The sequence below is a fragment of the Streptomyces sp. CA-278952 genome, from assembly GCF_028747205.1.
GTDB lineage: Bacteria > Actinomycetota > Actinomycetes > Streptomycetales > Streptomycetaceae > Streptomyces.
Map to the genome: position 1 here is coordinate 5,508,063 of NZ_CP112880.1, position 22,545 is coordinate 5,530,607.

Below are 22,545 nucleotides of genomic sequence, written 5' to 3' on the forward strand. Positions count from 1 at the left end.
GAGCCCCATGTCCCCCGCACGCACCCCCCGCTACACCGTTCCCGGCCTCGGCGTCGACGAGGGCCGGCAGGTCATCGACCTCCTGACGCTGCGCCTGCACGCGCTCAACGACCTCGCGCTCACGCTCAAGCACATCCACTGGAACGTCGTCGGGCCGCACTTCATCGCCGTCCACGAGATGCTCGACCCGCAGACCACCGCCGTACGGGACATGGCCGACGCCGCCGCCGAGCGCATCTCCGCCCTCGGCGGCGAACCGAACGGCACCCCCGGCGCCCTGGTCAGGGAGCGCACCTGGGACGACTACAGCGTCGGGCGTGCCGACGCCATCGCCCATCTCGGCGCCCTGGACCTCGTCTACACGGGCGTCATCGAAAGCCATCGTGAGGCGGTCGAGAAGGCCGGCGAGATCGACCCCGTCACCGAGGATCTGCTCATCGAGCACCTGCGTGGCCTGGAGCAGTTCCAGTGGTTCGTCCGGGCCCACCTGGAGTCCGGCTCCGGCGCCCTGTCGAACGCCGGCGCCGACACCGAGGAGGAGGCGGCCGAGGCCGCGTCCCCGAAGCAGGCTGCCGCCAAGCGCACCCCCGCCAAGAAGACGGCGCTGCCCGCCCCGGCGAAGAAGACCGCCAAGAAGGCGGCCAAGAAGAACACGGCGAGCAGGCGCACCACCCGCTGAGGAGGCCCGGCGGCCCTGGACGGAAGCGTTCAGGGCCTGCGGCCGCGGAAGGTGCGGCGCAGGTCGCTCACCCACGCGTCGGGGTTGCTCAGGGGATGAAGTGCCCGCCGTGGTCATGGGCGTTGACGTTGACGTGGTTGAACCACTCCGCCTGCGGGCCGTTCTCGAACGCCCGGACGCGCTCGTCGGCGGGCGGCGAGGTTGCCCTCAAGGATGATGTGCAGGATCTCTGGTCGGACACACGGGTCGGGGTGGGCTCCAGGGGGAAGACGTGCGGGACGGCCATGGCGTGGTCCCTTCCGGGCAGGAGGAAGCGCTGTTGCCAGGAACGTTTCCACATCCGCCGCCCCGCCCGGCGGGAGTCACGCCCGCAGGTCGTCCCTGGCCTGCGCCGCCAGGTCCGGGAAGTCCGTCACCACCGCGTCCACGCCCTGCCCGTAGTGGAAGGCGTACTCGGCGAACGCGTCGCCGAAGGCGGTGGGCGCACTGCCCCGGCGGTACGCGGCCGGGAGGTACTGGTTCTCCGCCCGGAAGGTGTACGCGCCGACCTTCAGGCCCGCCGCGTGTGCGTCCGCCAGCAGGGTGCTCGGCGGGACGAGCGAGGACTTGTCCGGGCCGATCCACTGCGCGTACGAGGCGATCTCGCGGAGCCCGGCCGGGGTCATCATGTCCCGGTAGGTGGCCCCGTGCCCGTACGGGCCGCCGCTCGTGCCCAGCGCCTGCCACAGCGGGAGGCCGAGGCGGGCCGCGGCCACCCGGCGCAGGCTCGCGGGATCGAAGGACTGGACGACGCAGTCCCGGGCGGTCAGCCGGTTCCGGCGGATCACCCGGATCAGCTCCTCCTCCAGCGGCAGCCCGATCGAGCGGAAGTACGTCGGGTGCTTCGTCTCCGGGAACACCGCGATCCGCCGGCCCGACTCCCGGGACAGCCGCCGGGCCAGGTCGACCACCTCCTGGAAGGTCATCACCGAGCCCCGCCCGTCGAAGACCGTGTTGCGGTCGCGGACCAGCGGAAGCCGTTCCACCGTGCGCAGCGCCCGCAGCTCGCGCAGGAGGAAGTCCTCGGTGAACCAGCCGGTCACCGCCTTGCCGTCGACGGTCTTCGTGGTGCGGCGGTCCGCGAACTCGGGGCGGCGCGCGACGTCCGTCGTCCCGCCGATCTCGTTCTCGTGCCGCACGACCAGGACGTGGTCCTTCGTCGGCACGAGATCCGGCTCGATCCAGTCGGCCCCGGCCCGTACGGCATAGGTGTACGCGTCGGCGGTGTGCTCGGGCCGCCAGCCCGCCGCCCCGCGATGCCCGATGACCAGGGGGCCCGACGGGCGGTGGGGGCCCCGGCCGGCGGGGGCGGCGACGGCCGGGGCGGTGGCCGCGGCGGTGACGGCGGCGGTGGCCAGGAGGATCGAACGACGCCTGGGGGCAACGGACATGACGGCTCCTCGGGTGGGTGGAGCCACCACGGAAGCGAGGGCGGATGACGGCCCGGCGTACGGTACCCGGCTCTGCGATGTCCTGTTGGCCACGGGTGCGCGCGGCGCCGGAACCACACACCGGAACGCCGGACGCCGAAACGCCGGGCTCCGCCCCGATCGTACGAGGAGGAGCCCGGCGTTCGTAGAGGGCGCTCGGGAACCTGCTGCCGCGAGCCGCCCGGGAACCCGGCCCCGCGAGCCGCCCGGGAGCCGGTACCGCGAGGCGGCCGGCAGCGGGAGCTACTTCCGCTGCGCCGGGATCGCGGCCGTGCCGTCGCCGCCGTCGGCGCTGCTCCCGTCGGCGCTGCTCCCGCCGTCGCCGCCCCGTCGCCGCTGACGTACGAGGCCGATGCCGATCAGCACCACGGTCAGCGCTCCCGTGGCCAGCAGCTGGTCCCGGGTGTCCGGCTGGCGCAGCATCAGCAGGAAGATGCCCACCATGGCCGCCAGGGCGACGATCGTGCCGACGGGGAAGAACCACATCCGCACGACGAGCTTCTCGGGCGCCTCCCGCTCGGTGCGGCCGCGCAGGATCAGCTGGGAGGCCGCGATGAAGATCCACACCACCAGGATCACCGCGCCGATCATGTTCAGCAGCCACGGGAAGACGTCGTCGGGCCGCCAGTAGCTGAGCAGCACGCACGCGAAGCCGAAGACCGAGGAGAACAGCACGGCGTTGCGCGGCACCCCGGAGGAGATCTTCCCGAGCACGGCCGGGCCCTGGCCGCGGGCGACCAGCGACCGGGCCATGCGGGACGCCCCGTAGATGTTGGCGTTCATCGCGGAGAGCAGGGCGATGAGGATGACCACGTTCATGATCTGCGCGGCCGACCCGATGCCGAGGTGGTCGAGCATCGCGTAGAACGGGCCGACCTCGGCGACCTTCGGGTCGTCCCAGGGGACCAGCGTGACGATGACCGCCATCGAGCCGATGTAGAACACCGCGATGCGCCACATCGCCGTACGGACCGCCTTCGCGACGCCCTGCACCGGGTTCTCGGACTCGGCCGCCGCGATGGTGACGGTCTCCAGACCGCCGTACGCGAAGACGGAGGCGAGGAGTCCGATGATGAACCCGTCCATGCCCTGGGGGAGGAAGCCGCCGTCCCCCGTGAGGTTGGACAGGCCGGGGGCGTCCGTGTCGGGCAGCAAGCCCAGGATCGCCAGCAGGCCGAGCACCAGGAACAGCGTGATCGCGATGACCTTGAGAGCGGCGAACCAGAACTCGAACTCGCCGAAGTTCTTCACGGCGGCCAGGTTCGTCCCGAGGAAGATCACCATGAACAGGGCGACCCACGCCCACTCCGGCGTCCCCGGCAGCCAGCCGCTGACGATCTGCGCGGCCCCGATGCCCTCCAGGCCCACGGCGACACAGAGCAGGAACCAGAAGGACCAGCCCGCGGTGAACCCGGCCCACGGGCCGATCGCCCGCTCGGCGTGCACGGAGAAGGAACCGGACGCCGGATTGGCGGCCGACATCTCGCCGAGCATGCGCATCACCATCATGACGAGCAGTCCGGAAATGGCGTACGCCACGACGATCGAGGGGCCCGCCGCGGCGATCCCGGCGCCCGAGCCGACGAACAGCCCGGCGCCGATCACCCCGCCGAGGGCGATCATCGAGAGGTGGCGCTGTTTGAGTCCGTGGGTGAGCGCGGAGTCCGCCGAGGGGCCGGCGGGGGCCGCGGAGTCAGCGGTGGGGGGAGACGCGGAGGTCCGATCCATGGACGGGCTCTGTTCGGTAGCTGAGACAGGGGGCGAACCCACAGTCTGAGCATCCGCACCGTTCACAGGGAACAGGCGTCCGCTATACGGTCACCAGGCTCACACAAGGTACACACCCGCCTACCGGTCGGTAACGGCAGGTTTCCCGTGCTGCTCCCGCCGCTGCCGTCCCACCGCCACCAGCAGCACCAAGGCCGTCGCCCCGGCCGACCACAGCACCTGCGGGCGCGCCGCCTCGTCGGTCAGCATCAGCACCAGCACCCCGAACAGCCCGGCCAGCGTCACCCAGGTCAGATACGGGAAGCACCACATCCGCAGCGAGAGCGCCTCGGGGGCCTCCAGCTCCAGCCGGGCGCGCAGCCGCAGCTGGGAGGCGGCGATCAGCGCCCACACGAACAGCAGCACCGCGCCGACCGAGTTGAGCATGTAGAGGAACACCGTGTCCGGCCACACCAGGTTGAGCAGGACGGAGACGAAGCCGAAGGCCACCGAGGCCAGCACCGCCCGCCGGGGAACCCCGCCCGCCCCGGGGGCGCCCGAGACCTTCAGCAGCCCGCGCGGGGCCTCCCCGCGCTCCGCCAGCGAGAAGACCATGCGGGAGGAGCCGTACAGATTGGCGTTGAGCGCCGAGAGCAGCGCCACGAACACCACGATGTTCATGATCTGCCCGGCCGACGGGACCCCGATCGCGTCCAGCACCTTCACATACGGGCTCAGCCCCGCCTGCTGCGCGGTCCACGGCAGCACGGTCACGATCACCAGCATCGAGCCGACGTAGAAGAAGAGGATGCGCACCACCGCGCTGCGCACCGCACGCCCCACCGCGCGCGCGGGGTCGTCCGTCTCGGCGGCGGCGATGGTGACGACCTCGAGACCGCCGAAGGCGAAGACCACGGTCAGCACACCGGAGACGACCCCGCTCCAGCCGTTCGGCAGGAAGCCGCCCTGGCCGGTCAGGTTGGCCATCCCGACCGGATCGGTGTCCGGGAGCCATCCGAGGACGGCCAGCAGCCCGAGCACCAGGAAGACGACGATCGCGCCGACCTTCAAGGAGGCGAACCAGAACTCGAACTCGCCGAAGTTCTTCACCGCCGTCAGATTCGCCGCGGTGAACACCACCATGAACAGCAGCACCCACGCCCACGGTTCGACGCCCGGCACCCAGCCATGGGCGATCTGCGCGGCCGCCGTCGCCTCCACGGCGAGGACCACCACCAGCAGGAACCAGTACAGCCAGCCGACGCTGAACCCGGCCCACCGCCCGAGCGCCCGCTCGGCGTGCACGGAGAACGAACCGGAGGCGGGCATCGCGGCGGACATCTCGCCCAGCATCCGCATCACCAGCATCGCGAGGGCCCCCGCGATCAGATACGAGACGACGATGGCGGGCCCCGCCACCGCGATCCCCGCGCCGGAGCCCACGAAGAGCCCCGCCCCGATCACCCCTCCGAGCCCCAGCATCGTCAGATGGCGCTGCTTGAGTCCGTGCGACAGCGGCTCGGCCGGGACGGCGGTGGACGCAGGCGTGGAAGCCGGGGTGGGGGGAGGGGCCTCGTGCATGGGGGAGGGTCACTCTCGGATCAGCGGGTCGCAGCGAGTCGTAGCGGTGTGGCGAGTCGTCCGGGGGCCGACCAGAGCGAGCTGATCGTCCAGGGGGGAGCTGGAGTCTCGTCGTGTACGGGGAAGCTACAGTCTCGTCGTTTATGGGGAAGCTACAGTCTCGCCGATCGCCGCCCTCCCCGCCAAAATGCGCCGAGGCCCCCCTCACCTCCGTGACGAGCGTCACGCGGGCGAGCGATTACCGCCCGGCCTTTGTGCGAATCCCACCAAGGCATCAACCGCCGCTTTGTGGGCGGCTGATGGTGATCGAGCGTTAACCCGTGGGCTAACGTCGGCGGGAGCCCGACCCCACCCTGCCCGGCGGGGGCCGTCCCGGCCCACTGCCCTCACCCGCGGAGTCCCGATGAGCACTGCTGCCGCCCCCGTCCGCTCCGGAGCGGTCCTCGCCGACCTGCTGCCCGCAGCCCGGCACCGCTACGCCGTGGACGCGGCCCTCGTCCTCGGCGGCGCCGCCCTGACCGGCATCGCGGCCCAGATCGCCGTCCCGGTCCCCGGCTCCCCGGTGCCGGTCACCGGCCAGACCTTCGCCGCGCTCCTCATCGGCACCGCGCTGGGCGCCCGCCGAGGCTTCCTCTCCCTCGCGCTGTACGCGCTCGTCGGCATGGCCGGCATGCCGTGGTTCGCCGAGGCCTCCTCGGGCTGGTCGATGCCGTCCCTGGGCTACGTCTTCGGCATGCTCCTGGCCGCCACCGTCGTCGGCGCCCTCGCCCGGCGCGGCGGCGACCGCTCCGTACTGCGCACCGCGGGCACGATGGTCCTCGGCTCCGCGATCATCTACGCCATCGGCGTGCCCTACCTCGCGCTGTCCACCGGGATGTCGCTGAGCGCCGCCGTCGCCGCCGGCCTCGTCCCCTTCCTGATCGGCGACGCCCTCAAGGCGGCACTGGCCATGGGCCTCCTGCCGACCACCTGGAAGCTGCTGGGCCGCCGCGGCTGACCCCTGCTCAGCCCTCGTAAGGCCCCCCGAAGAGGCCCGCCGGATCGAACTGGGAGACCAGACCGGCGAGCCTCTTCGCCGTTTCCGGCTCATGGAGACCGGCGGTACGGTCCCCGCCACCGAAGGAGAAGTTCAGCGACCGCCCCTGAACGAGCGGCCCCAGCACCCCGGACACCTCCCCGTACAGCGAGCGCACCGCCGCCACGTCCGTCCCGTCCAGCGGCGACAGCAGCCGCAGCAGGAAGCCCGCGTCCCGGTACGGCACCGCGTTCGCCGCCTCCGGCCGCCCGGCCAACGCCCCGCCGAGATGGTTGAGCTGCACCACCGTCATCATCGGGGCCCCGGGCCCGGTCAGCTCCAGCACCCGGGCCGCCCGCCCCGCGTCCAGCTCCCGGAGCACCAGCCCCTCCCCGTAGTACGCGTGCGGGAACGGCGGGTCGCTGTGGATGGTGGGACTCTCGGCGTACGGCATCTCCCGCAACGAGTCCGCGAGCACCGGACCGATGCCCCGCAGCGGGGCCACCAGCCGCTCGCCCTCGGCCGCGTCCCCCGTGAAGGCGACCCGCACCGAGACGACGTACCGCCCGCGCAACTCCTCGGGCAGCTGCGGCAGGTCCGGATAGACGAGCGCGGCCAGCGAGGAAGTGAGCGACTCCGGCACGGTCCGGGTCCACTCCGTATAGCGGCCCGCCACCTCGGCCGCCCGCTCCCCGGCATACGCGATCGAGCCCCCGTACAGCCGCTCCACCGCCACCAGGCCGATCTCCAGGGCGGTCACCACCCCCAGCCGGTGCCCGCCGCCGCGCAGCCCCCAGAACAGCTCCGGCTCGCGCTCCGGCGTGACCCGGCGCGAAACCCCGTCGGCGGTCACCACCTCCAGCGCCCGCACATGGTCGGCGGCGTACCCGAACTCCCGGGCCAGGATGCCCAGCCCGCCGCCCAGTGTGTACGAGACCGCGCCCACCGAGGGCGACGAGCCGTTCAGCGGGGCCAGTCCGTGCGGAGTCGTCGCCGCGGTCACCGCGCCCCAGGTCGCGCCCGCACCGATCAGGGCGGTGCGGCGGACCGGGTCGACGGCGACGGAGTCCAGGGCGCGGGTGACGACGAGGACGCCGCCCTCGACCGCCCCGGGCAGCCCGTGGCCGGTGGCGTGCGCGGCGACGGGGAGCCCGCGCGCGGCGGCGTACGCCACGGCCTCCCGTACGTCGTCGGGCGTGGCGGCCTCGACCAGTCGGCCGGGCCGGATCGGGAAGCCGGTCTGGAAGGTGGCGGGTGCGGATCCACTGGGCTGGTACGACATGGGGGAGGCTCTCCTTCGCTCGCGTTTCGGCGGTGCGAGGAAGAGCCTCCCCGGGATACGTGACAACCTCTGTCAGGTATCGGTCGAACGGGTGCGGGTCAGCCGCGGATCACCGGCGGATCACTTGGCCACGGCCTTGCGAGCGCGCATCTCCCGGAACAGCGAGACGCCCACCACCACGGCCGCGACCAGCAACGACAGCACGACCTGCTCGCGGGCGGCGTCGTCGGTCAGCATGTAGACCAGGACGAAGGAGATCATCGCGATCGTCGCCCAGGTGAGGTACGGGAAGAGCCACATCCGTACGACCAGCTTGCCGGGGGTCTCGCGCAGGATGATCCCGCGCATCCGCAGCTGGGTGAAGCAGATGACCAGCCACACGAAGAGCGCGACCGCGCCGGAGGAGTTCAGCAGGAACTGGAACACCGTGTCGGGCCACTGGTAGTTGAAGAACACCGCCACGAAGCCGAAGACGACCGAGGACAGGATCGCCGCCTGCGGCACACCGCGCTTGTTGACCTTGGCGAAGGCCTTCGGCGCGTCGCCCCGCTCGCCGAGCGAGAACGCCATCCGGGAGGCGGTGTAGAGGCCGGAGTTGAGGCAGGACAGCACGGCCGTCAGCACGATGAAGTCCATGACCTGCCCGGCGTGCGGGATCCCGATCACGTCGAGGGCGGCGACATAGCTGCCCTTCTCGACGATCGACGGGTCGTTCCACGGCAGCAGCGTCAGCACCACGAAGATCGAGCCGAGGTAGAAGACGGCGATACGCCAGATCACGCTGTTGGTGGCCTTGGAGACGGCCCGCTGCGGGTCCGACGACTCACCGGCGGCCAGCGTCACGATCTCACTGCCCATGAACGAGAAGACGACCATCAGCACACCGGTCAGGATCGCGCCGGGCCCCTCGGGGAAGAACCCGCCGCTGTCCGTCAGATGCGCCAGACCCGATCCCGCGTGGTCCGACCCGGGCAGGAAGCCGAAGACCGCGAGGAAGCCGATGACCACGAACGCGCCGATCGCCACGACCTTGATCCCGGCGAACCAGAACTCGAACTCGCCGTAACTGCCCACCGAGACCAGGTTGGTGGCGGTCAGCACGACCATCACGATCAGTGCCCAGGCCCACTGGGGGACCCCCGGGATCCAGCTCTCCAGGATCTTCGCGCCCGCCGTGGCCTCGACGGCGAGCACCACGACCCAGAAGAACCAGTAGAGCCAGCCGATGGAGAAGCCGGCCCAACGGCCGAGCGCCTGGTCGGCGTAGGCGGAGAAGGAACCGGAGCTCGGCCGGGCGGCGGCCATCTCGCCGAGCATCCGCATCACGAGGACGACCATCAGGCCGACCATCGCGTACGACAGCAGAATCGCCGGGCCCGCGGCCGCGATACCCGCGCTGGAACCCACGAAGAGCCCGGCGCCGATCACACCGCCGATCGCGATCATCGAGAGGTGGCGGTTCTTCAGACCTGCCTGAAGCCCGCCCGACGAGTCCGGCCGGTCCGGCTCACCGGGCTCCTGGCCCGGCTTCGCCAGCGTCGTCTGCGACGTCATGGGGGGAATCCTTACGGTTGGTGCGTGAGGGTGCGCCCTGCTCCGCCGTGGGGTGGTGCGAAGACAGGACCACGCATTCAAGCCCGGAAAGAGGCGGAAGCGGAACCCCCTCTTTCGGATCGTTTGCCTGATCGTTGCCCGAACGGTGTTGACCACGGCGAACGCGGCGGGAGGCCCCGACCCCGCTGACCGCTACCCCGCGAAGTTCGTGCCACACTTCGCACCATGCGCGTGTACCTCGGATCCGACCATGCCGGCTACGAACTCAAGAACCACCTCGTCGAGTGGCTCGGCGCCCACGGCCACGAGGCCGTCGACTGCGGCCCCCACATCTACGACGCCCAGGACGACTACCCGCCGTTCTGCCTGCGCGCCGCCGAGAAGACGGCCGCCGACCCGGACAGCCTCGGCATCGTGATCGGCGGCTCCGGCAACGGCGAGCAGATCGCCGCCAACAAGGTCAAGGGCGTCCGCGCCGCGCTGGCCTGGAGCGAGCAGACCGCCGCCCTCGGCCGTGAGCACAACGACGCCAACGTCGTCGCCATCGGTGGCCGGATGCACACGGTCGAGGAGTCCACGAAGTTCGTCGAGATCTTCCTCACCACGCCGTACTCGAACGAGGAGCGCCACACGCGCCGCATCGAGATGCTCGCGGCGTACGAGAACACCGGCGAGCTCCCCCCGATCCCCGCCCACCACCCGCAGCAGGGCTGACCCGCCCACCACCCTCTCCCGTGCCGCCGGGTCCCGGGCCCGGCGGCACGGCCATGCCGCCGCCCGGCACAGCCGTACAGCCGCCCGGCGCACCCCTACCGCCGCCCGCCCTTCCAGCAGGAGCCCCGCCGTGCCCGAGGGACACACCATCCGCCGCCTCGCCGACGACCACGCGGAACGGTTCGCGGGCGCGCCGGTACGGGTGAGCAGCCCGCAGGGCAAGTTCTCCGACAGCGCGGCCCTGCTCGACGGGCGGACCCTCACCGCCACCGACGCCCACGGCAAGCACCTCTTCCTCGGCTTCGGCGACACCGGCTGGGTCCACATCCACCTCGGCCTCTTCGGCAAGCTCGGCTTCGGCGCCGCCCCGCCCCCGCCGCCCACCGACACGGTCCGCCTCCGGCTGGTCAACGCCGGCCACCACGCGGATCTGCGCGGCCCCACCACCTGCGCCCTGATCACCGAGCCCGAGAAGCGCGCGATACACGAGCGCCTGGGCCCGGACCCGCTGCGCGGCGACGAGGACGGCGAGCGCGCCTGGCAGCGGATCTCCCGCAGCCGGACCACCGTCGCCGCCCTGCTGATGGACCAGAAGGTCATCGCGGGCGTCGGCAACGTGTACCGCGCCGAGGTCCTCTTCCGCCACGGCATCGACCCGTACCGCACGGGCAGGGACCTCACCCGCGCCGAGTGGGACACGATCTGGGCGGACCTGGGGGAGCTGATGCGCGAAGGCGTGCGGAACAACCGGATCGACACCGTCCGCCCCGAGCACCTCCCCGAGGCCATGGGCCGCCCGCCCCGCAAGGACGACCACGGCGGCGAGGTCTACGTCTACCGCCGCGCGAACCTGCCCTGCCACATCTGCCGTACGGAGATCCGCACCGCGGACCTGGTCTCCCGCAACCTCTTCTGGTGCCCCCGGTGCCAGCCCCCGGGACCTTCCGGCGACTGACGCCCCGACCCCGCGTATCCATGTCATATGCCATGCGAAATCAGCTCCCGCCGCGCGGACGACCCCATTTCGAGCACATTGTCACCGGGGTCCCCCTGCACCGGAGGCGTCCGGGTCGATAAGGTCCCGGCAGTGGCCCGTAGCGGAGGAGTAGACGATTTTGGGGCCCGGTGGCGCAGGAACCTGCACCGGGCCCGCATCGGCCTGCGCAAATCCGGGGTCGACTACTTCCGCGGCGACGGTTCCGACTGGATCGCCCTGGCCGGTCTGCTGCTGACGATCCCGGCCATCACCCTCGCCACCATCGCGAGCCCGGTCTGGATCGACCCCGCCGCCCTCGCCCTGCCCATCGTGGCGGGCGGCCTCCTGCTGCGCCCCGCCAGCCTGCTGGGCCTCTACGCGACGGCCGCCGGCGCACTGATCGTCGAGGCGCTCACCCTCGGCCCGTACCTGGACGGCCCCGCCCGGGTCACTCCCGGCACGGTGCTCACCGTCGCGGCCTGCGGCTTCTTCGGGCTGATCCTGGCCCAGTTCCGGGCCCGGGTCGGCGTGCCCTGGCGGCGCGGCGGCACGATGCTCTTCGACCTGCGCGAACGCATCCGGGTCCAGAGCGCTCTGCCCCGGCTGCCCCAGGGCTGGCACCGCGAGATGGCCCTGCGCCCGGCCGGCGGCCAGTCGTTCTCCGGGGACTTCGTCGTCGCGGCCCGCACCCACGGGGGCCGCACCTTGGAGGCCGTCCTCACCGACGTCTCCGGCAAGGGCATGGACGCGGGCTCCCGGGCCCTGCTGCTGTCCGGCGCCTTCGGCGGGCTGCTCGGCTCGCTGCCCCCGCACGCCTTCCTGCCCGCCGCCAACGGTTATCTGCTGCGCCAGGACTGGGACGAGGGGTTCGCCACCTCGATCCATCTGGTGCTGGACCTGGAATCGGGCGACTACGAGATCTTCTCCGCAGGGCATCCGCCCGCCCTCCAACTCCACGCGGGCACGGGCCGGTGGGAGGAGAAGTCCGGGGAGGGACCCCTGCTCGGCGTCTACGACGGGGCCGAGTTCGACGCGGTGAAGGGATCGCTCGCGCCGGGCGACGTCCTGATGCTCTTCACCGACGGTCTGGTGGAGGCCTCCGACCGGGACATGTCCGAGGGCATCGACCGGCTGACGGGCGAGGCCGACCGCTATGTCTCCACCGGCTTCGAGGGTGCGGCCTGGCATCTGATCGAGGCCTGCGCCAAGGACGTCAACGACGACCGGGCCCTGCTGCTGCTCTCCCGCCGGGCCTGAGCGGCCTTCGGCCAGGACGGCGAACGGCGGAGAGGCGCCCGTCACCCGGAGACCGGGTATCGGGGCGCCTCTGGGCCGTTCGCCACCGCTCAGACCGACACCGGTACCTGTTTCTGGTCCTGGTCGTCGTCCTTCTTGCGGCCGCCCGGCAGGATGCGGGTCAGCCAGTGGGAGCGTCCGGCGGCCAGCGGCGCGAGGACGGCGAGCAGGAGGACGTAGCCGGCGATGAACGGCGAGAGCCGCTCGTCCAGTCCGGCGGCCGCCGCCATCGTGGCCAGGATGAGCGCGAACTCACCGCGGGCGACCAGGGTGGTGGCGATGTTGGACGTGGCCTGTGCGCCGAAGGAGTACACCTTCGCCGCCGCGAGCCCGGCCGCGATGTTCATGGCGAGCGTCAGCACCACGGCGGCCAGCACCGGCCACAGCACGCTCGGAAGGTCGCCCGGGTCGATGGAGAGGCCGAAGGCGAAGAAGAAGATCGCGCCGAACGCGTCGCGGAGCGGGTGGACCAGCTTCAGGATTCGTTCGGCGGACGAGGTGGAGCCGAGCATCAGGCCCACCATGAACGCACCGATCGCGTCGGCGACGCCGAACATCTCCGAGACACCGGCGACGAAGACGGCCACGCCGAGGAAGGAGATGACGAGCAGCTCGTCGTCCTTGGTGTTCATGAGCTTGCCGATGAGCTTCGTGCCGAACCGGGCCGCCAGGGCGAGCAGCAACAGGAAGCCGAAGGCCTTGCCGCCGTCGATCAGCGCGGCCGAGAGGCTGTCCGCACCGGACAGGATCGGCTGGAGCGCGGCGAGGTACAGGGCGAGGAAGATGTCCTCGACGACGATGATGCCGAGGATCGGCCGGGTCTCCGGATTCCCGATGCGCCCGAGGTCCACCAGGATCTTGGTGACGATCGCGGACGAGGAGATGCCGAGGACACCGGCGAGGACCAGCGCCTCCGCCGTGCCCCAGCCCAGCGCGAAGCCGAAGGCGAGACCGGCGCCGACGTTCAGCAGGAGGTACGTCCCGCCGGCGATGGCCATCTTCCGGCCGCCCGTCTTGAGGTCGTCCATGTGGAACTCGAGCCCCAAGTAGAAGAGCAGGAGGACGAGTCCCAGCGCGGAGAGCATCTCCAGGTCGTGCGGATTCTTCAGAAGCGTGTAGCCGGGGGTGTGCGGGCCCAGGAGGATCCCGGCCAGGATGAACAAGGGAATCGTCGGCAGCCCGATGCGGCCGCCGAGACGGGCGAGGACGGCAGCGGCCAGGAAGGCGCCGCCCATGGCGAGGAGGGTGTCTGCGTGTCCGATGAGCCTGATCCTTCGGGGTCGGGTCAAGAGCTGGTCAAGGGGGCATTAAGAATCCATCAGTAATTAGTTTACCGAACGATTGACCCTGCAACTATGGATCTTTGGGATTGTCAGCTTCTGTCGCTTCTCTTCCGCTATGGGGAGCGCCGGGCCGGTGACCTCAACAACCCGACGGGTCAAGCGCGTTCGGCTTCGGCTCCGGATACGGCCCGGATGCGGCCGGGCCCGTCATGCCGTACGCGGCCGTAGGGTCGGCCCATGACCGGACACGATCTGAGCGTCGCCGAGGTGGAGGCCATCGCCCGCGAGGCCCATGCGCGGCAGACCGACAAGGCGGGCCGTCCCTACGTGGAACACCTGGCGGCGGTGGCCGAAGGAGTACGGGTGCGCGGCGGCGACGACGGGCAGATCGCCGCGGCCTGGCTGCACGACGCGATCGAGGACGCCGCGCTGTCGGCTCAGTGGCTGGCCGCCGCCGCCCTGCCGCAGGAGGTGAAGGACATGGTCCTGGCGGTGACCAAGCGGCCGGGCGAGGAGCTGTCCTCGTACGCCGCGCGGATCCTGGCCACTCCGGGCGCGCTGCTCGTCAAGGAGGCGGACCTCGCCCACAACGCGGATCCCGAGCGCCTCGCGGTCCTGGACGCGGCGACGCGTACCCGGCTGACGGCGAAGTATGCGCAGGTACGCGAGCTGTTGCGGCTGGCCGGCGACGAATCACCCCCCGACCGAAAGAATCCGGCCAACCCGGAGACGCACTGATCCACCCGCGGCCGGGCCGGCGGGTGGATCAGGGGAAACGGCGAGGGGGCGGCGGCGGCCGCTCCGTGGACGGCCGGTCCGCCAGGGGGCTCAGCGCCCCGCGGGGTCCTTCCGGAACGCCCACTTCAGGTCCGGCTCGGTGGCCCACTTCAGGGCGCGTCCCACCCATGGGGTGCACATGAGCGTCACGGCCGCCGCCGCGGTGAGCGAGACGACGACCAGCCCGACCGGATCGGAGAGCCAGGTGTAGCGGTCGAACAGGCCCGCGTACTCGGCCCCCTTGATCAGGAAGCCGTGCAGCAGGTAGCCGCAGATCGTTCCGGCGCCGAGCGCCGTGAACCACCGGGCCCTGCCGGGCACCCAGGCCAGGAAGCCGACCGTCAGCGCCAGGGCGCAGCCGAACATCGCGAGCGTCATCACCGCGCCGGACCACCACGGCGCGTCCATCTCCTGCGCGCTGTTGGCGCGGTAGAACCAGCCGAGCTCCACGCGCGGGGCGATCCCGTACGCGAAGAGCAGCGCGCCGGCGAACAGCGGCAGCGAGAGCAGCCGCACCTCGCGCCGCCTGACCAGCTGGAAGTGCTCGGGCTTCATCAGCAGGCCGAGCACGAAGAACGGCAGGAACTGCAGCACCCGCTGGAGGTCGAGGTCGTCGCCGATCTCGGGGGAGACCGAGGCGAGCACGGCGATGGCGAGCGCCACCGGCAGCGGATGGCGCACCGTGCGCCAGATCGGCGTGGTCACCCGCCACACGAACAGGGCGATCAAAAACCAGGTCAGGAAGAAAGGGTCGATCAGACTGATCGCCATGTCGGGCGAATCGTCCGCGTACCGCTTGAAGAGCGAATAGGCCGTCTCGAACAGCACGTACGGCACCGCGACCGAGGTGATCAGCCGCCGCACCCTGGACGGCGTCATGTCGAACGAGCGGGAGAAGTAGCCGGAGATGAGGATGAAGGCCGGCATGTGGAACGTGTACACGATCATGTACAGCGCACGGGTGGCGCGGCTGCCGTCCATCACGGGTTCCCAGGCGTGCGCCACAGCGACGAGAACGATGGCCAGATACTTCACATTGTCGAAGTAGGGATCGCGCTTCCTCGCCGCCGCGGGCGCCGGAGCGGCGTCCTGAGCGCTGGACCCGGGGGCGGGCCGGGGGGCGGGCCGGGGTGCGGTGGCAGTGAGCGTCTGCTCGTGTCTGGGCTCCGACTCCGGGGTCGCCGGGGGGAGCGGGGCCCTATGAAATACGCTCGGAGCTTGGAACATCTAAGGCACCTTAGACCGGTCGATTGCCTCGCGTAAAACTGCGGGGAGATATCGCGTGTTCCCCTCTATTCGAATGTGAAACCGTCGAACACTGCCCGCTATGACATCATTGATCCCGCTTAAACAGGGCATATCGGCCGGGTGTTGGTGGGAGTGGATTACGTCGCATCCACGCGGTCAATTGGCTGTGAATGAAGTGTGGGGATGTGGAAACGATCGCCGTGGTGGATATTCGGCCGCGGGAATTTCACAGCCCGCGCACAGGCAGCGCGAGGACCCCGCGGCTCCCGCGCGCTTCCCCGGCGCGGCGCGGGACGGGCGCCGTACCGCGTCTGCCGCAGGGGTGACCCCGACCCGTGAAGGATGGCGGGATCCCGTCAGTCCGTTCCGTCACCCGGCAGCGACCACGGGGGAGTTGGTGGCACGATGGGGGCGACGGGGCGCGCGGTGGTGCACGCTTCCGGGCCGGCAAGGCGGACCGACCGAGGGTGTGATCAGGCGTGGCTATTTCACTGTCTATGGTGCTGTTGTTCGCGGTCATCCTGGTGGTAATGATCCGTGGAGGCTCCATCAAGCCCGGTCCCGGGATCGTCGCCGTGCTCTTCGGCTTCTTCCTGGCATCGACCGGCATGGCGCCGTCGATCAACAGGTTCATGAACTCGATAGCCGACACCATCAACCAGATCAGCTTCTGAGGCCGGGAGCGGCTGCTGGGCCCCGGACCGGGCCGCTGAAGCACCGCGACGCACGAGGGCCGGGCCGGAGGATGATCCTCCGGCCCGGCCCTCGACTGCGTGGAGCGGGCGACGGGAATCGAACCCGCGTAGCTAGTTTGGAAGACTAGGGCTCTACCATTGAGCTACGCCCGCAAGCGTCGCACCGCAGGTCCGTGGACCGCGGCACGAAGAGCATCGTAGCGGGTCGGCGGCGGTGTCCGCACACCCGTTGCGCCGGCCACCGTCCGGTTCCGGACCGGCCCACCCGGCGCCGCTCCGTAAAGCGGCGGAACGACGGCTCCGGTGCATGTACCCTACGTGTCGCACCGACGGGGTGTGGCGCAGCTTGGTAGCGCGTCCGCTTTGGGAGCGGAAGGTCGTCGGTTCGAATCCGGCCACCCCGACCACCAGCAAGATCGCATTGTGGGAGTCATCCCCCTTGCCGTTACTATGCAAAATGCGTGCCCGTGTGTCTGATGTACCGGGCTCGGTCCGCGAAGCCGCCAATCGGCGGCCCAGCAGAACCCCAAGAAGTCAGCCACCAAGGAGACCGAACCGTGAAGAGCGCCGTGGAGACCCTGAACCCGACCCGGGTTCGGCTCAGCATTGAGGTGCCCTTCGAGGAGCTCAAGGACAGCCTCGACGCGGCGTACAAGAAGATCAACCAGCAGGTCACGGTGAAGGGCTTCCGCAAGGGCAAGATCCCCGCCCGGGTCATCGACCAGCGGTTCGGCCGCGGTGCGGTGCTGGAGGAGGCCGTCAACGACGCCCTCCCGAAGTTCTACACCGAGGCGGTCAACGAGGGTGAGCTGAACGTCCTCGGCCAGCCCGAGGTCGACATCACCGAGCTGAAGGACGGCGAACTGCTGGCCTTCACCGCCGAGGTTGACGTACGCCCCGAGATCGAGATCCCGGACTACTCCGGCATCGAGGTCACCGTCGACGCCCTCGAGGTCACCGAGGAAGAGGTCGAGAAGGCCGTGGAGCAGCTCCGCGAGCGCTTCGCCGCCACCAACCCGGTCGAGCGGGCCGCGGCCGACGGCGACGTCGTCACGATCGACCTGGAGGCCAAGGTCGACGGCGAGGTCCTGGAGGACGGCGTGGCCGACGGTGTCTCGTACACCATCGGTTCCGGCGAGCTCCTCGAAGGCATCGACGAGGCCGTGACCGGCCTGGAGGCCGGTGGCGAGGCCACCTTCACCTCCGAGCTGAAGGGCGGCTCCGCCGAGGGCAAGGCCGCGGAGGTCACCGTCAAGGTCACCGCCGTCGCCGCCCGTGAGCTCCCCGAGCTCGACGACGACTTCGCCCAGATGGCCAGCGAGTTCGACACGCTGGAGGAGCTGAAGGCCGACAGCCGCAAGCGCCTGGAGACCACCAAGCAGTACGACCAGGCCACCCAGGCCCAGGAGCGCGTCCTGGAGGAGCTGCTGAAGCTCGCCGAGGTCCCGATCCCGGAGAAGCTGCTCGCGGACGAGGTCCAGACCCGCAAGCACAACCTGGAGCACCACCAGCTCGGCCAGATGGGTCTCGACCTCGAGAAGTACCTCGAGATCCAGGGCAAGACGCTGGAGGAGTTCGAGAACGAGACCTCCGAGCAGGCCATCAAGGGCATCAAGACCCAGTTCATCCTTGACGAGCTCGTCAACAAGGAGAAGCTGAACGTCAACCAGGAGGAGCTCACCGAGCACCTCATGCGGCGCGCTGCCTCCTCCGGCATGAGCCCCGACCAGTTCGCCCAGGCCGTCGTCGAGGGCGGCCAGGTGCCGATGCTCGTCGGCGAGGTCGCCCGCGGCAAGGCGCTCGCCGTCGTCGTCGAGGCCGCCAAGGTCGTCGACACCAACGGTGAGGTCGTCGACCTGGAGGACGAGGAAGAGGCCGCCGAGGCCACCGCCGAGACCACGGAGGCGCCCGCCGAGGCCGCCACCGAGGAGAAGGCGGAGGACAAGGCCGAGGAGAAGAACGAGGCCTGAGCCTCGTCCCGATCCCCAGGGCGGCCTTCGCGCCGACCGGCACGACGGGCCCCGGACGCTCCACGCGTCCGGGGCCCGTCGCCGTATCGCCGTGTGGAGCGTCGTATCGCTGTGCGAGCCCCGGAACCCTTGTGCCCACTGCGGACCTTGCGCTCCCAGCGAACAGTTGCGGAAGCGGGATGGCGTTGTCCCACCTGCGCGTTAGGGTCCATGAAGAGGAAGGGTGGGGCAGTGACTTCACCCGCCCGGTACGAAGACGCTGAGACGGCCGGAGCCGTCAGAGACGAGCAGGTGGATACGTGACGAATCTGATGCCCTACGCCGCCGGAGAGCCGTCCCTCGGTGGAGGCCTCGGTGACCAGGTCTACAGCCGACTGCTCGGCGAGCGCATCATCTTCCTCGGTCAGCAGGTCGACGATGACATCGCCAACAAGATCACCGCACAGCTCCTCCTCCTTGCCGCAGAGCCCGACAAGGACATCTACCTCTACATCAACAGCCCCGGTGGCTCGGTGACGGCCGGCATGGCGGTCTACGACACCATGCAGTACATCCCGAACGACGTCGTCACCATCGGCATGGGCATGGCCGCCTCCATGGGCCAGTTCCTGCTCACCGGCGGCGCCGCGGGCAAGCGCTTCGCGCTCCCGAACACCGACATCCTCATGCACCAGGGTTCGGCCGGTATCGGCGGAACGGCCTCGGACATCAAGATCCAGGCCCAGTACCTGCTCCGCACCAAGACGCGCATGGCGGAGATCACCGCCCGTCACTCCGGCCAGACCGTCGAGACGATCATCCGCGACGGCGACCGCGACCGCTGGTACACGGCGGAGGAGGCCAAGGACTACGGCCTCATCGACGAGATCATCACGGTCGCGTCGGGCATCCCGGGCGGCGGCGGCACCGGTGCCTGATCCGGTTCCCACCGGACCGGCCGCACCACCTCCCGCACGCCTCTCGCACGCCGAGACCTCCAGCCCACAGAACGCCACCAGGATGGTGAAGACCCACATGAACAACTACACCGGCGCATCCGCGAACGGCCTCTACACCGGCCCGCAGGTGGACAACCGCTACGTCGTCCCGCGCTTCGTGGAGCGCACCTCGCAGGGCGTGCGCGAGTACGACCCGTACGCGAAGCTCTTCGAGGAGCGCGTGATCTTCCTGGGCGTCCAGATCGACGACGCCTCGGCCAACGACGTCATGGCGCAGCTGCTGTGCCTGGAGTCGATGGACCCCGACCGCGACATCTCGATCTACATCAACAGCCCCGGCGGCTCGTTCACCGCGCTCACCGCGATCTACGACACGATGCAGTTCGTGAAGCCGGACATCCAGACGGTCTGCATGGGCCAGGCGGCCTCCGCCGCCGCCGTCCTGCTCGCCGCGGGCACCCCGGGCAAGCGCATGGCGCTCCCGCACGCCCGGGTGCTCATCCACCAGCCGTCCTCGCAGACCGGCCGCGAGCAGCTCTCCGACCTGGAGATCGCGGCCAACGAGATCCTTCGCATGCGCACGCAGCTGGAGCAGATGCTGGCCCGGCACTCGACGACCCCGCTGGAGAAGATCAGCGAGGACATCGAGCGCGACAAGATCCTCACGGCCGAGGACGCCCTGGCGTACGGTCTGGTCGACCAGATCGTTAGCACCCGCAAGACCACCGCGGGCGCATCGCTCTGACGTCGGTCTTTCCCCTTGGCGCATTCCGTTTGCACGGCCACGGCCGTGTGAACCGTGCCAAGGGGGGCCCGAACGGGGGCCCAGGCAAGGTACCGTCGGACAGAGGCACCAGGAGTCGCTGAACCAGGCGTCTCCCAGGCGAAGGGGAAGCACCTCGTGGCACGCATCGGTGATGGCGGCGACCTGCTCAAGTGCTCGTTCTGCGGAAAGAGCCAGAAGCAGGTGAAGAAGCTCATCGCGGGACCCGGTGTGTACATCTGCGACGAGTGCATCGATCTCTGCAACGAGATCATCGAGGAGGAGCTCGCGGAGACGAGCGAGGTGCGCTGGGAAGAGCTTCCCAAGCCTCGCGAGATCTACGAGTTCCTGGAGGGGTACGTCGTCGGGCAGGAGCCCGCGAAGAAGGCCCTCTCGGTCGCGGTGTACAACCACTACAAGCGGGTCCAGGCCGGGGAGAACGGCGGCGGCAATCGCGAGGACGCGATCGAGCTGGCCAAGTCGAACATCCTCCTGCTGGGCCCCACGGGTTCCGGTAAGACGCTGCTCGCGCAGACGCTGGCCCGCATGCTCAACGTCCCGTTCGCCATCGCGGACGCGACGGCGCTGACGGAGGCCGGCTATGTCGGCGAGGACGTCGAGAACATCCTGCTCAAGCTGATCCAGGCGGCCGACTACGACGTCAAGAAGGCCGAGACCGGGATCATCTACATCGACGAGATCGACAAGGTCGCCCGCAAGAGCGAGAACCCGTCGATCACCCGCGATGTCTCCGGCGAAGGCGTACAGCAGGCGCTGCTGAAGATCCTGGAGGGCACCACCGCCTCCGTACCGCCGCAGGGCGGACGGAAGCACCCGCACCAGGAGTTCATCCAGATCGACACGACGAACGTGCTGTTCATCGTGGGCGGCGCGTTCTCCGGTCTGGAGAAGATCATCGAGTCCCGGGCCGGCGCCAAGGGCATCGGCTTCGGCGCCACGATCCGCTCCAAGCTGGAGATCCAGGCGAGCGACCAGTTCCAGGAGGTCATGCCGGAGGACCTGGTGAAGTTCGGGATGATCCCCGAGTTCATCGGCCGTCTCCCCGTGCTGACCTCGGTCCACAACCTGGACCGCGAGGCCCTGCTCCAGATTCTCATCGAGCCGCGCAACGCCCTGGTCAAGCAGTACGAGCGCCTCTTCGAACTCGACGGTGTGGAGCTGGAGTTCGAGCGCGAGGCGCTGGAGGCCATCGCCGACCAGGCGATCCTGCGCCAGACCGGCGCACGCGGTCTGCGCGCGATCATGGAGGAAGTCCTCCAGTCCGTGATGTACGAGGTCCCGTCCCGCAAGGACGTCGCCCGCGTCGTCATCACCCCCGACGTCGTCCGCAACAACGTCAACCCGACGCTGGTCCCGCGCGAGCCGCGCACGATCGGCAAGAACGACGGCGGGCGGCACGAGAAGTCCGCCTAGCCGCAGAAGACCTGGCCACGTCGAAGGGGCGCCCACCGGATGAACCGGCGGGCGCCCCTTCGGTGTTGAGTGGTCGGATCAGATTCAGACCTTGGTGCGGGAGGTGTCGTAGAGCTTGGCGGCGAGCGCGGCCATGTCCTCCAGCGGCACGGACTTCTCCGTCAGCGCCGAGGCGACATCGACACCGGCCACGATGCCGACCGTGCTGTAGTCGGCCCAGATGCAGACCGGCATGGCGAACTCCTTCGGCCCCTTCGTGGCGGCGGAGCTGCCCTGGCTGGTGTCCACCTTGAGTTCCTGGCACTTCATCAGCGCACCGTCGAAGCCGTCCGGCTTGAACTCCTTGGGGCTGCCCACCCAGGAGGCCTTGTTGCCGCCGCTGGTAGTGCCGCCGGCGCCGGCGTCCTTCGTCATGTTCTTCTCGGCCTTGGCGAACGCGCCGTCGAGCGTCTTCGCCGGGTCCGAGATCTCGCCCCAGACGCCCTCGAAGATGAGCACCTTCTGCGCCAGCGGGTTGTCCTTGTTGCCGCTCTGGTACTGGGCCCCCGCCTTATTGGCGTCCTTGACGCCCATGGCCTCGGCCTCGGCCTTGTCCTGACCGGTGGCCGGGCCGGATGCCGCGGGCTTGGAGGGATTCTTCGTGTAATCCTCCACGGACGCCGGGGGCGTCAACTTGTACCCCTTCGTGGAGTCCGCCACGTCACCGCTGCCGCCGCCCGAGGTCAGGAAGTACACCCCGCCCGCGATGACCGCCAGGGCCACCACGGCCACGCCCACGATCAGGCCGGTCTTCTTCTTCGGCTGCTGCGGCTGCTGCCCGTCGTACCCCGGCTGCCCGCCGTACGGAGGCGCCGGCGGCTGCTGGCCGTAAGGGCCCGGCTGCTGGGCCTGCGGGTAGCCGTAACCCTGCTGCGGCTGCTGCGGCTGCCCGTACGGGTTCGGCTGCTGCGGGGGGACGCCCTGAGGGGCCTGCTGCGGGTAGCCGTAGCCGGGCTGGCCCTGCGGGGGGCCCTGGGGCGGCGGGGCCCCGTAGGGGCCCGGCTGCTGTCCGTACGGCCCGGGCTGGCCCTGCGGCGGCTGCCCACCGTACGGGCCCGGCTGGTTGTAGCTCATTGCGGTGTCCCCTCGTGAATTCCTTATGCGTTGCGAACATCCTGACGGAAG

The 22,545-nt window shown here is 70.1% G+C and carries 19 protein-coding genes, 2 tRNA genes and 1 pseudogene; 12 read left to right on the plus strand and 10 right to left on the minus strand.

Going from position 1 to position 22,545, the window contains the following annotated elements; translation table 11 throughout:
* The first annotated feature begins 7 nt into the window (after positions 1-7).
* The gene (locus N7925_RS24655) at positions 8-679 is read left to right on the plus strand and encodes a Dps family protein (protein ID WP_274345196.1); all 672 of its coding nucleotides are present in this window, start codon (positions 8-10) and stop codon (positions 677-679) included.
* Positions 680-708: 29 nt separating this feature from the next.
* Here the strand turns inward: N7925_RS24655 and N7925_RS24660 are convergent.
* The 4 genes and pseudogenes from N7925_RS24660 to N7925_RS24675 all read right to left on the minus strand — a co-directional run.
* Positions 709-869 (minus strand): annotated as a pseudogene (locus N7925_RS24660) (epoxide hydrolase); the annotation flags it as partial.
* A 172-nt stretch (positions 870-1,041) separates the two neighbouring features.
* Positions 1,042-2,109, minus strand: a complete 1,068-nt coding sequence (locus tag N7925_RS24665) for a glycerophosphodiester phosphodiesterase family protein (RefSeq protein WP_274345197.1) — start codon at positions 2,107-2,109, stop codon at positions 1,042-1,044.
* 282 nt (positions 2,110-2,391) lie between these two features.
* Positions 2,392-3,876, minus strand: a complete 1,485-nt coding sequence (locus N7925_RS24670; RefSeq protein WP_274345198.1) for an amino acid permease — start codon at positions 3,874-3,876, stop codon at positions 2,392-2,394.
* Between the two features lie 120 nt (positions 3,877-3,996).
* On the minus strand, positions 3,997-5,436 hold the full coding sequence (locus N7925_RS24675; RefSeq protein WP_265601634.1) for an amino acid permease: 1,440 nt from the start codon (positions 5,434-5,436) through the stop codon (positions 3,997-3,999).
* A 403-nt stretch (positions 5,437-5,839) separates the two neighbouring features.
* On the opposite strand from N7925_RS24675, the gene N7925_RS24680 reads away from it, so the two are divergent.
* Positions 5,840-6,433 (plus strand): biotin transporter BioY, encoded by a 594-nt coding sequence (locus N7925_RS24680; protein WP_007448903.1) that lies wholly within the window; start codon positions 5,840-5,842, stop codon positions 6,431-6,433.
* A 7-nt stretch (positions 6,434-6,440) separates the two neighbouring features.
* Here the strand turns inward: N7925_RS24680 and N7925_RS24685 are convergent, their stop codons facing one another.
* Complete coding sequence (locus N7925_RS24685) at positions 6,441-7,733, minus strand: FAD-binding oxidoreductase (protein ID WP_274345199.1); 1,293 nt, start codon at positions 7,731-7,733, stop codon at positions 6,441-6,443.
* Between the two features lie 120 nt (positions 7,734-7,853).
* Positions 7,854-9,287, minus strand: a complete 1,434-nt coding sequence (locus tag N7925_RS24690; protein ID WP_265601636.1) for an amino acid permease — start codon at positions 9,285-9,287, stop codon at positions 7,854-7,856.
* A gap of 225 nt (positions 9,288-9,512) precedes the next feature.
* Between N7925_RS24690 and N7925_RS24695 the strand changes: the two genes are divergently transcribed.
* The 3 genes from N7925_RS24695 (at position 9,513) to N7925_RS24705 (ending at position 12,234) form a co-directional block, all read left to right on the plus strand.
* Positions 9,513-10,001 carry a ribose-5-phosphate isomerase gene (locus N7925_RS24695; protein WP_265601637.1) on the plus strand — a complete coding sequence of 163 codons (489 nt, stop codon included), beginning with the start codon at positions 9,513-9,515 and terminating at the stop codon, positions 9,999-10,001.
* A gap of 130 nt (positions 10,002-10,131) precedes the next feature.
* The gene (locus tag N7925_RS24700; protein WP_265601638.1) at positions 10,132-10,956 is read left to right on the plus strand and encodes an Fpg/Nei family DNA glycosylase; all 825 of its coding nucleotides are present in this window, start codon (positions 10,132-10,134) and stop codon (positions 10,954-10,956) included.
* A 132-nt stretch (positions 10,957-11,088) separates the two neighbouring features.
* Positions 11,089-12,234, plus strand: coding sequence for a PP2C family protein-serine/threonine phosphatase (locus N7925_RS24705; RefSeq protein ID WP_274345200.1), 1,146 nt, complete (start codon positions 11,089-11,091; stop codon positions 12,232-12,234).
* 89 nt (positions 12,235-12,323) lie between these two features.
* On the opposite strand, the gene N7925_RS24710 is transcribed toward N7925_RS24705, so the two are convergent.
* The gene (locus N7925_RS24710) at positions 12,324-13,508 is read right to left on the minus strand and encodes a cation:proton antiporter (RefSeq protein WP_274345201.1); all 1,185 of its coding nucleotides are present in this window, start codon (positions 13,506-13,508) and stop codon (positions 12,324-12,326) included.
* A 285-nt stretch (positions 13,509-13,793) separates the two neighbouring features.
* Between N7925_RS24710 and N7925_RS24715 the strand changes: the two genes are divergently transcribed.
* Positions 13,794-14,294, plus strand: a complete 501-nt coding sequence (locus N7925_RS24715; RefSeq protein ID WP_265601641.1) for an HD domain-containing protein — start codon at positions 13,794-13,796, stop codon at positions 14,292-14,294.
* Between the two features lie 90 nt (positions 14,295-14,384).
* On the opposite strand, the gene N7925_RS24720 is transcribed toward N7925_RS24715, so the two are convergent.
* The gene (locus N7925_RS24720) at positions 14,385-15,560 is read right to left on the minus strand and encodes an acyltransferase family protein (RefSeq protein ID WP_274345202.1); all 1,176 of its coding nucleotides are present in this window, start codon (positions 15,558-15,560) and stop codon (positions 14,385-14,387) included.
* 500 nt (positions 15,561-16,060) lie between these two features.
* Here N7925_RS24720 and N7925_RS24725 point away from each other — a divergent pair, with 500 nt between their 5' ends.
* The gene (locus N7925_RS24725; protein ID WP_265601643.1) at positions 16,061-16,255 is read left to right on the plus strand and encodes a hypothetical protein; all 195 of its coding nucleotides are present in this window, start codon (positions 16,061-16,063) and stop codon (positions 16,253-16,255) included.
* Positions 16,256-16,355: 100 nt separating this feature from the next.
* Here N7925_RS24725 and N7925_RS24730 read toward each other — a convergent pair.
* Positions 16,356-16,429, minus strand: a tRNA-Gly gene (locus N7925_RS24730).
* Positions 16,430-16,606: 177 nt separating this feature from the next.
* Between N7925_RS24730 and N7925_RS24735 the strand changes: the two genes are divergently transcribed.
* The 5 genes from N7925_RS24735 (at position 16,607) to clpX (ending at position 21,381) form a co-directional block, all read left to right on the plus strand.
* Positions 16,607-16,683, plus strand: a tRNA-Pro gene (locus N7925_RS24735).
* A 150-nt stretch (positions 16,684-16,833) separates the two neighbouring features.
* A complete protein-coding gene (gene tig / locus N7925_RS24740) occupies positions 16,834-18,246 on the plus strand; it encodes a trigger factor (protein ID WP_274345203.1) in 1,413 nt (470 codons plus the stop codon).
* 311 nt (positions 18,247-18,557) lie between these two features.
* The gene (locus N7925_RS24745) at positions 18,558-19,163 is read left to right on the plus strand and encodes an ATP-dependent Clp protease proteolytic subunit (protein ID WP_169808568.1); all 606 of its coding nucleotides are present in this window, start codon (positions 18,558-18,560) and stop codon (positions 19,161-19,163) included.
* 82 nt (positions 19,164-19,245) lie between these two features.
* Complete coding sequence (locus N7925_RS24750; protein ID WP_274345204.1) at positions 19,246-19,929, plus strand: ATP-dependent Clp protease proteolytic subunit; 684 nt, start codon at positions 19,246-19,248, stop codon at positions 19,927-19,929.
* Positions 19,930-20,085: 156 nt separating this feature from the next.
* Complete coding sequence (gene clpX / locus N7925_RS24755) at positions 20,086-21,381, plus strand: ATP-dependent Clp protease ATP-binding subunit ClpX (protein WP_018959193.1); 1,296 nt, start codon at positions 20,086-20,088, stop codon at positions 21,379-21,381.
* 84 nt (positions 21,382-21,465) lie between these two features.
* On the opposite strand, the gene N7925_RS24760 is transcribed toward clpX, so the two are convergent.
* Positions 21,466-22,494 (minus strand): hypothetical protein, encoded by a 1,029-nt coding sequence (locus N7925_RS24760; RefSeq protein WP_265601645.1) that lies wholly within the window; start codon positions 22,492-22,494, stop codon positions 21,466-21,468.
* Positions 22,495-22,545: the final 51 nt, after the last annotated feature.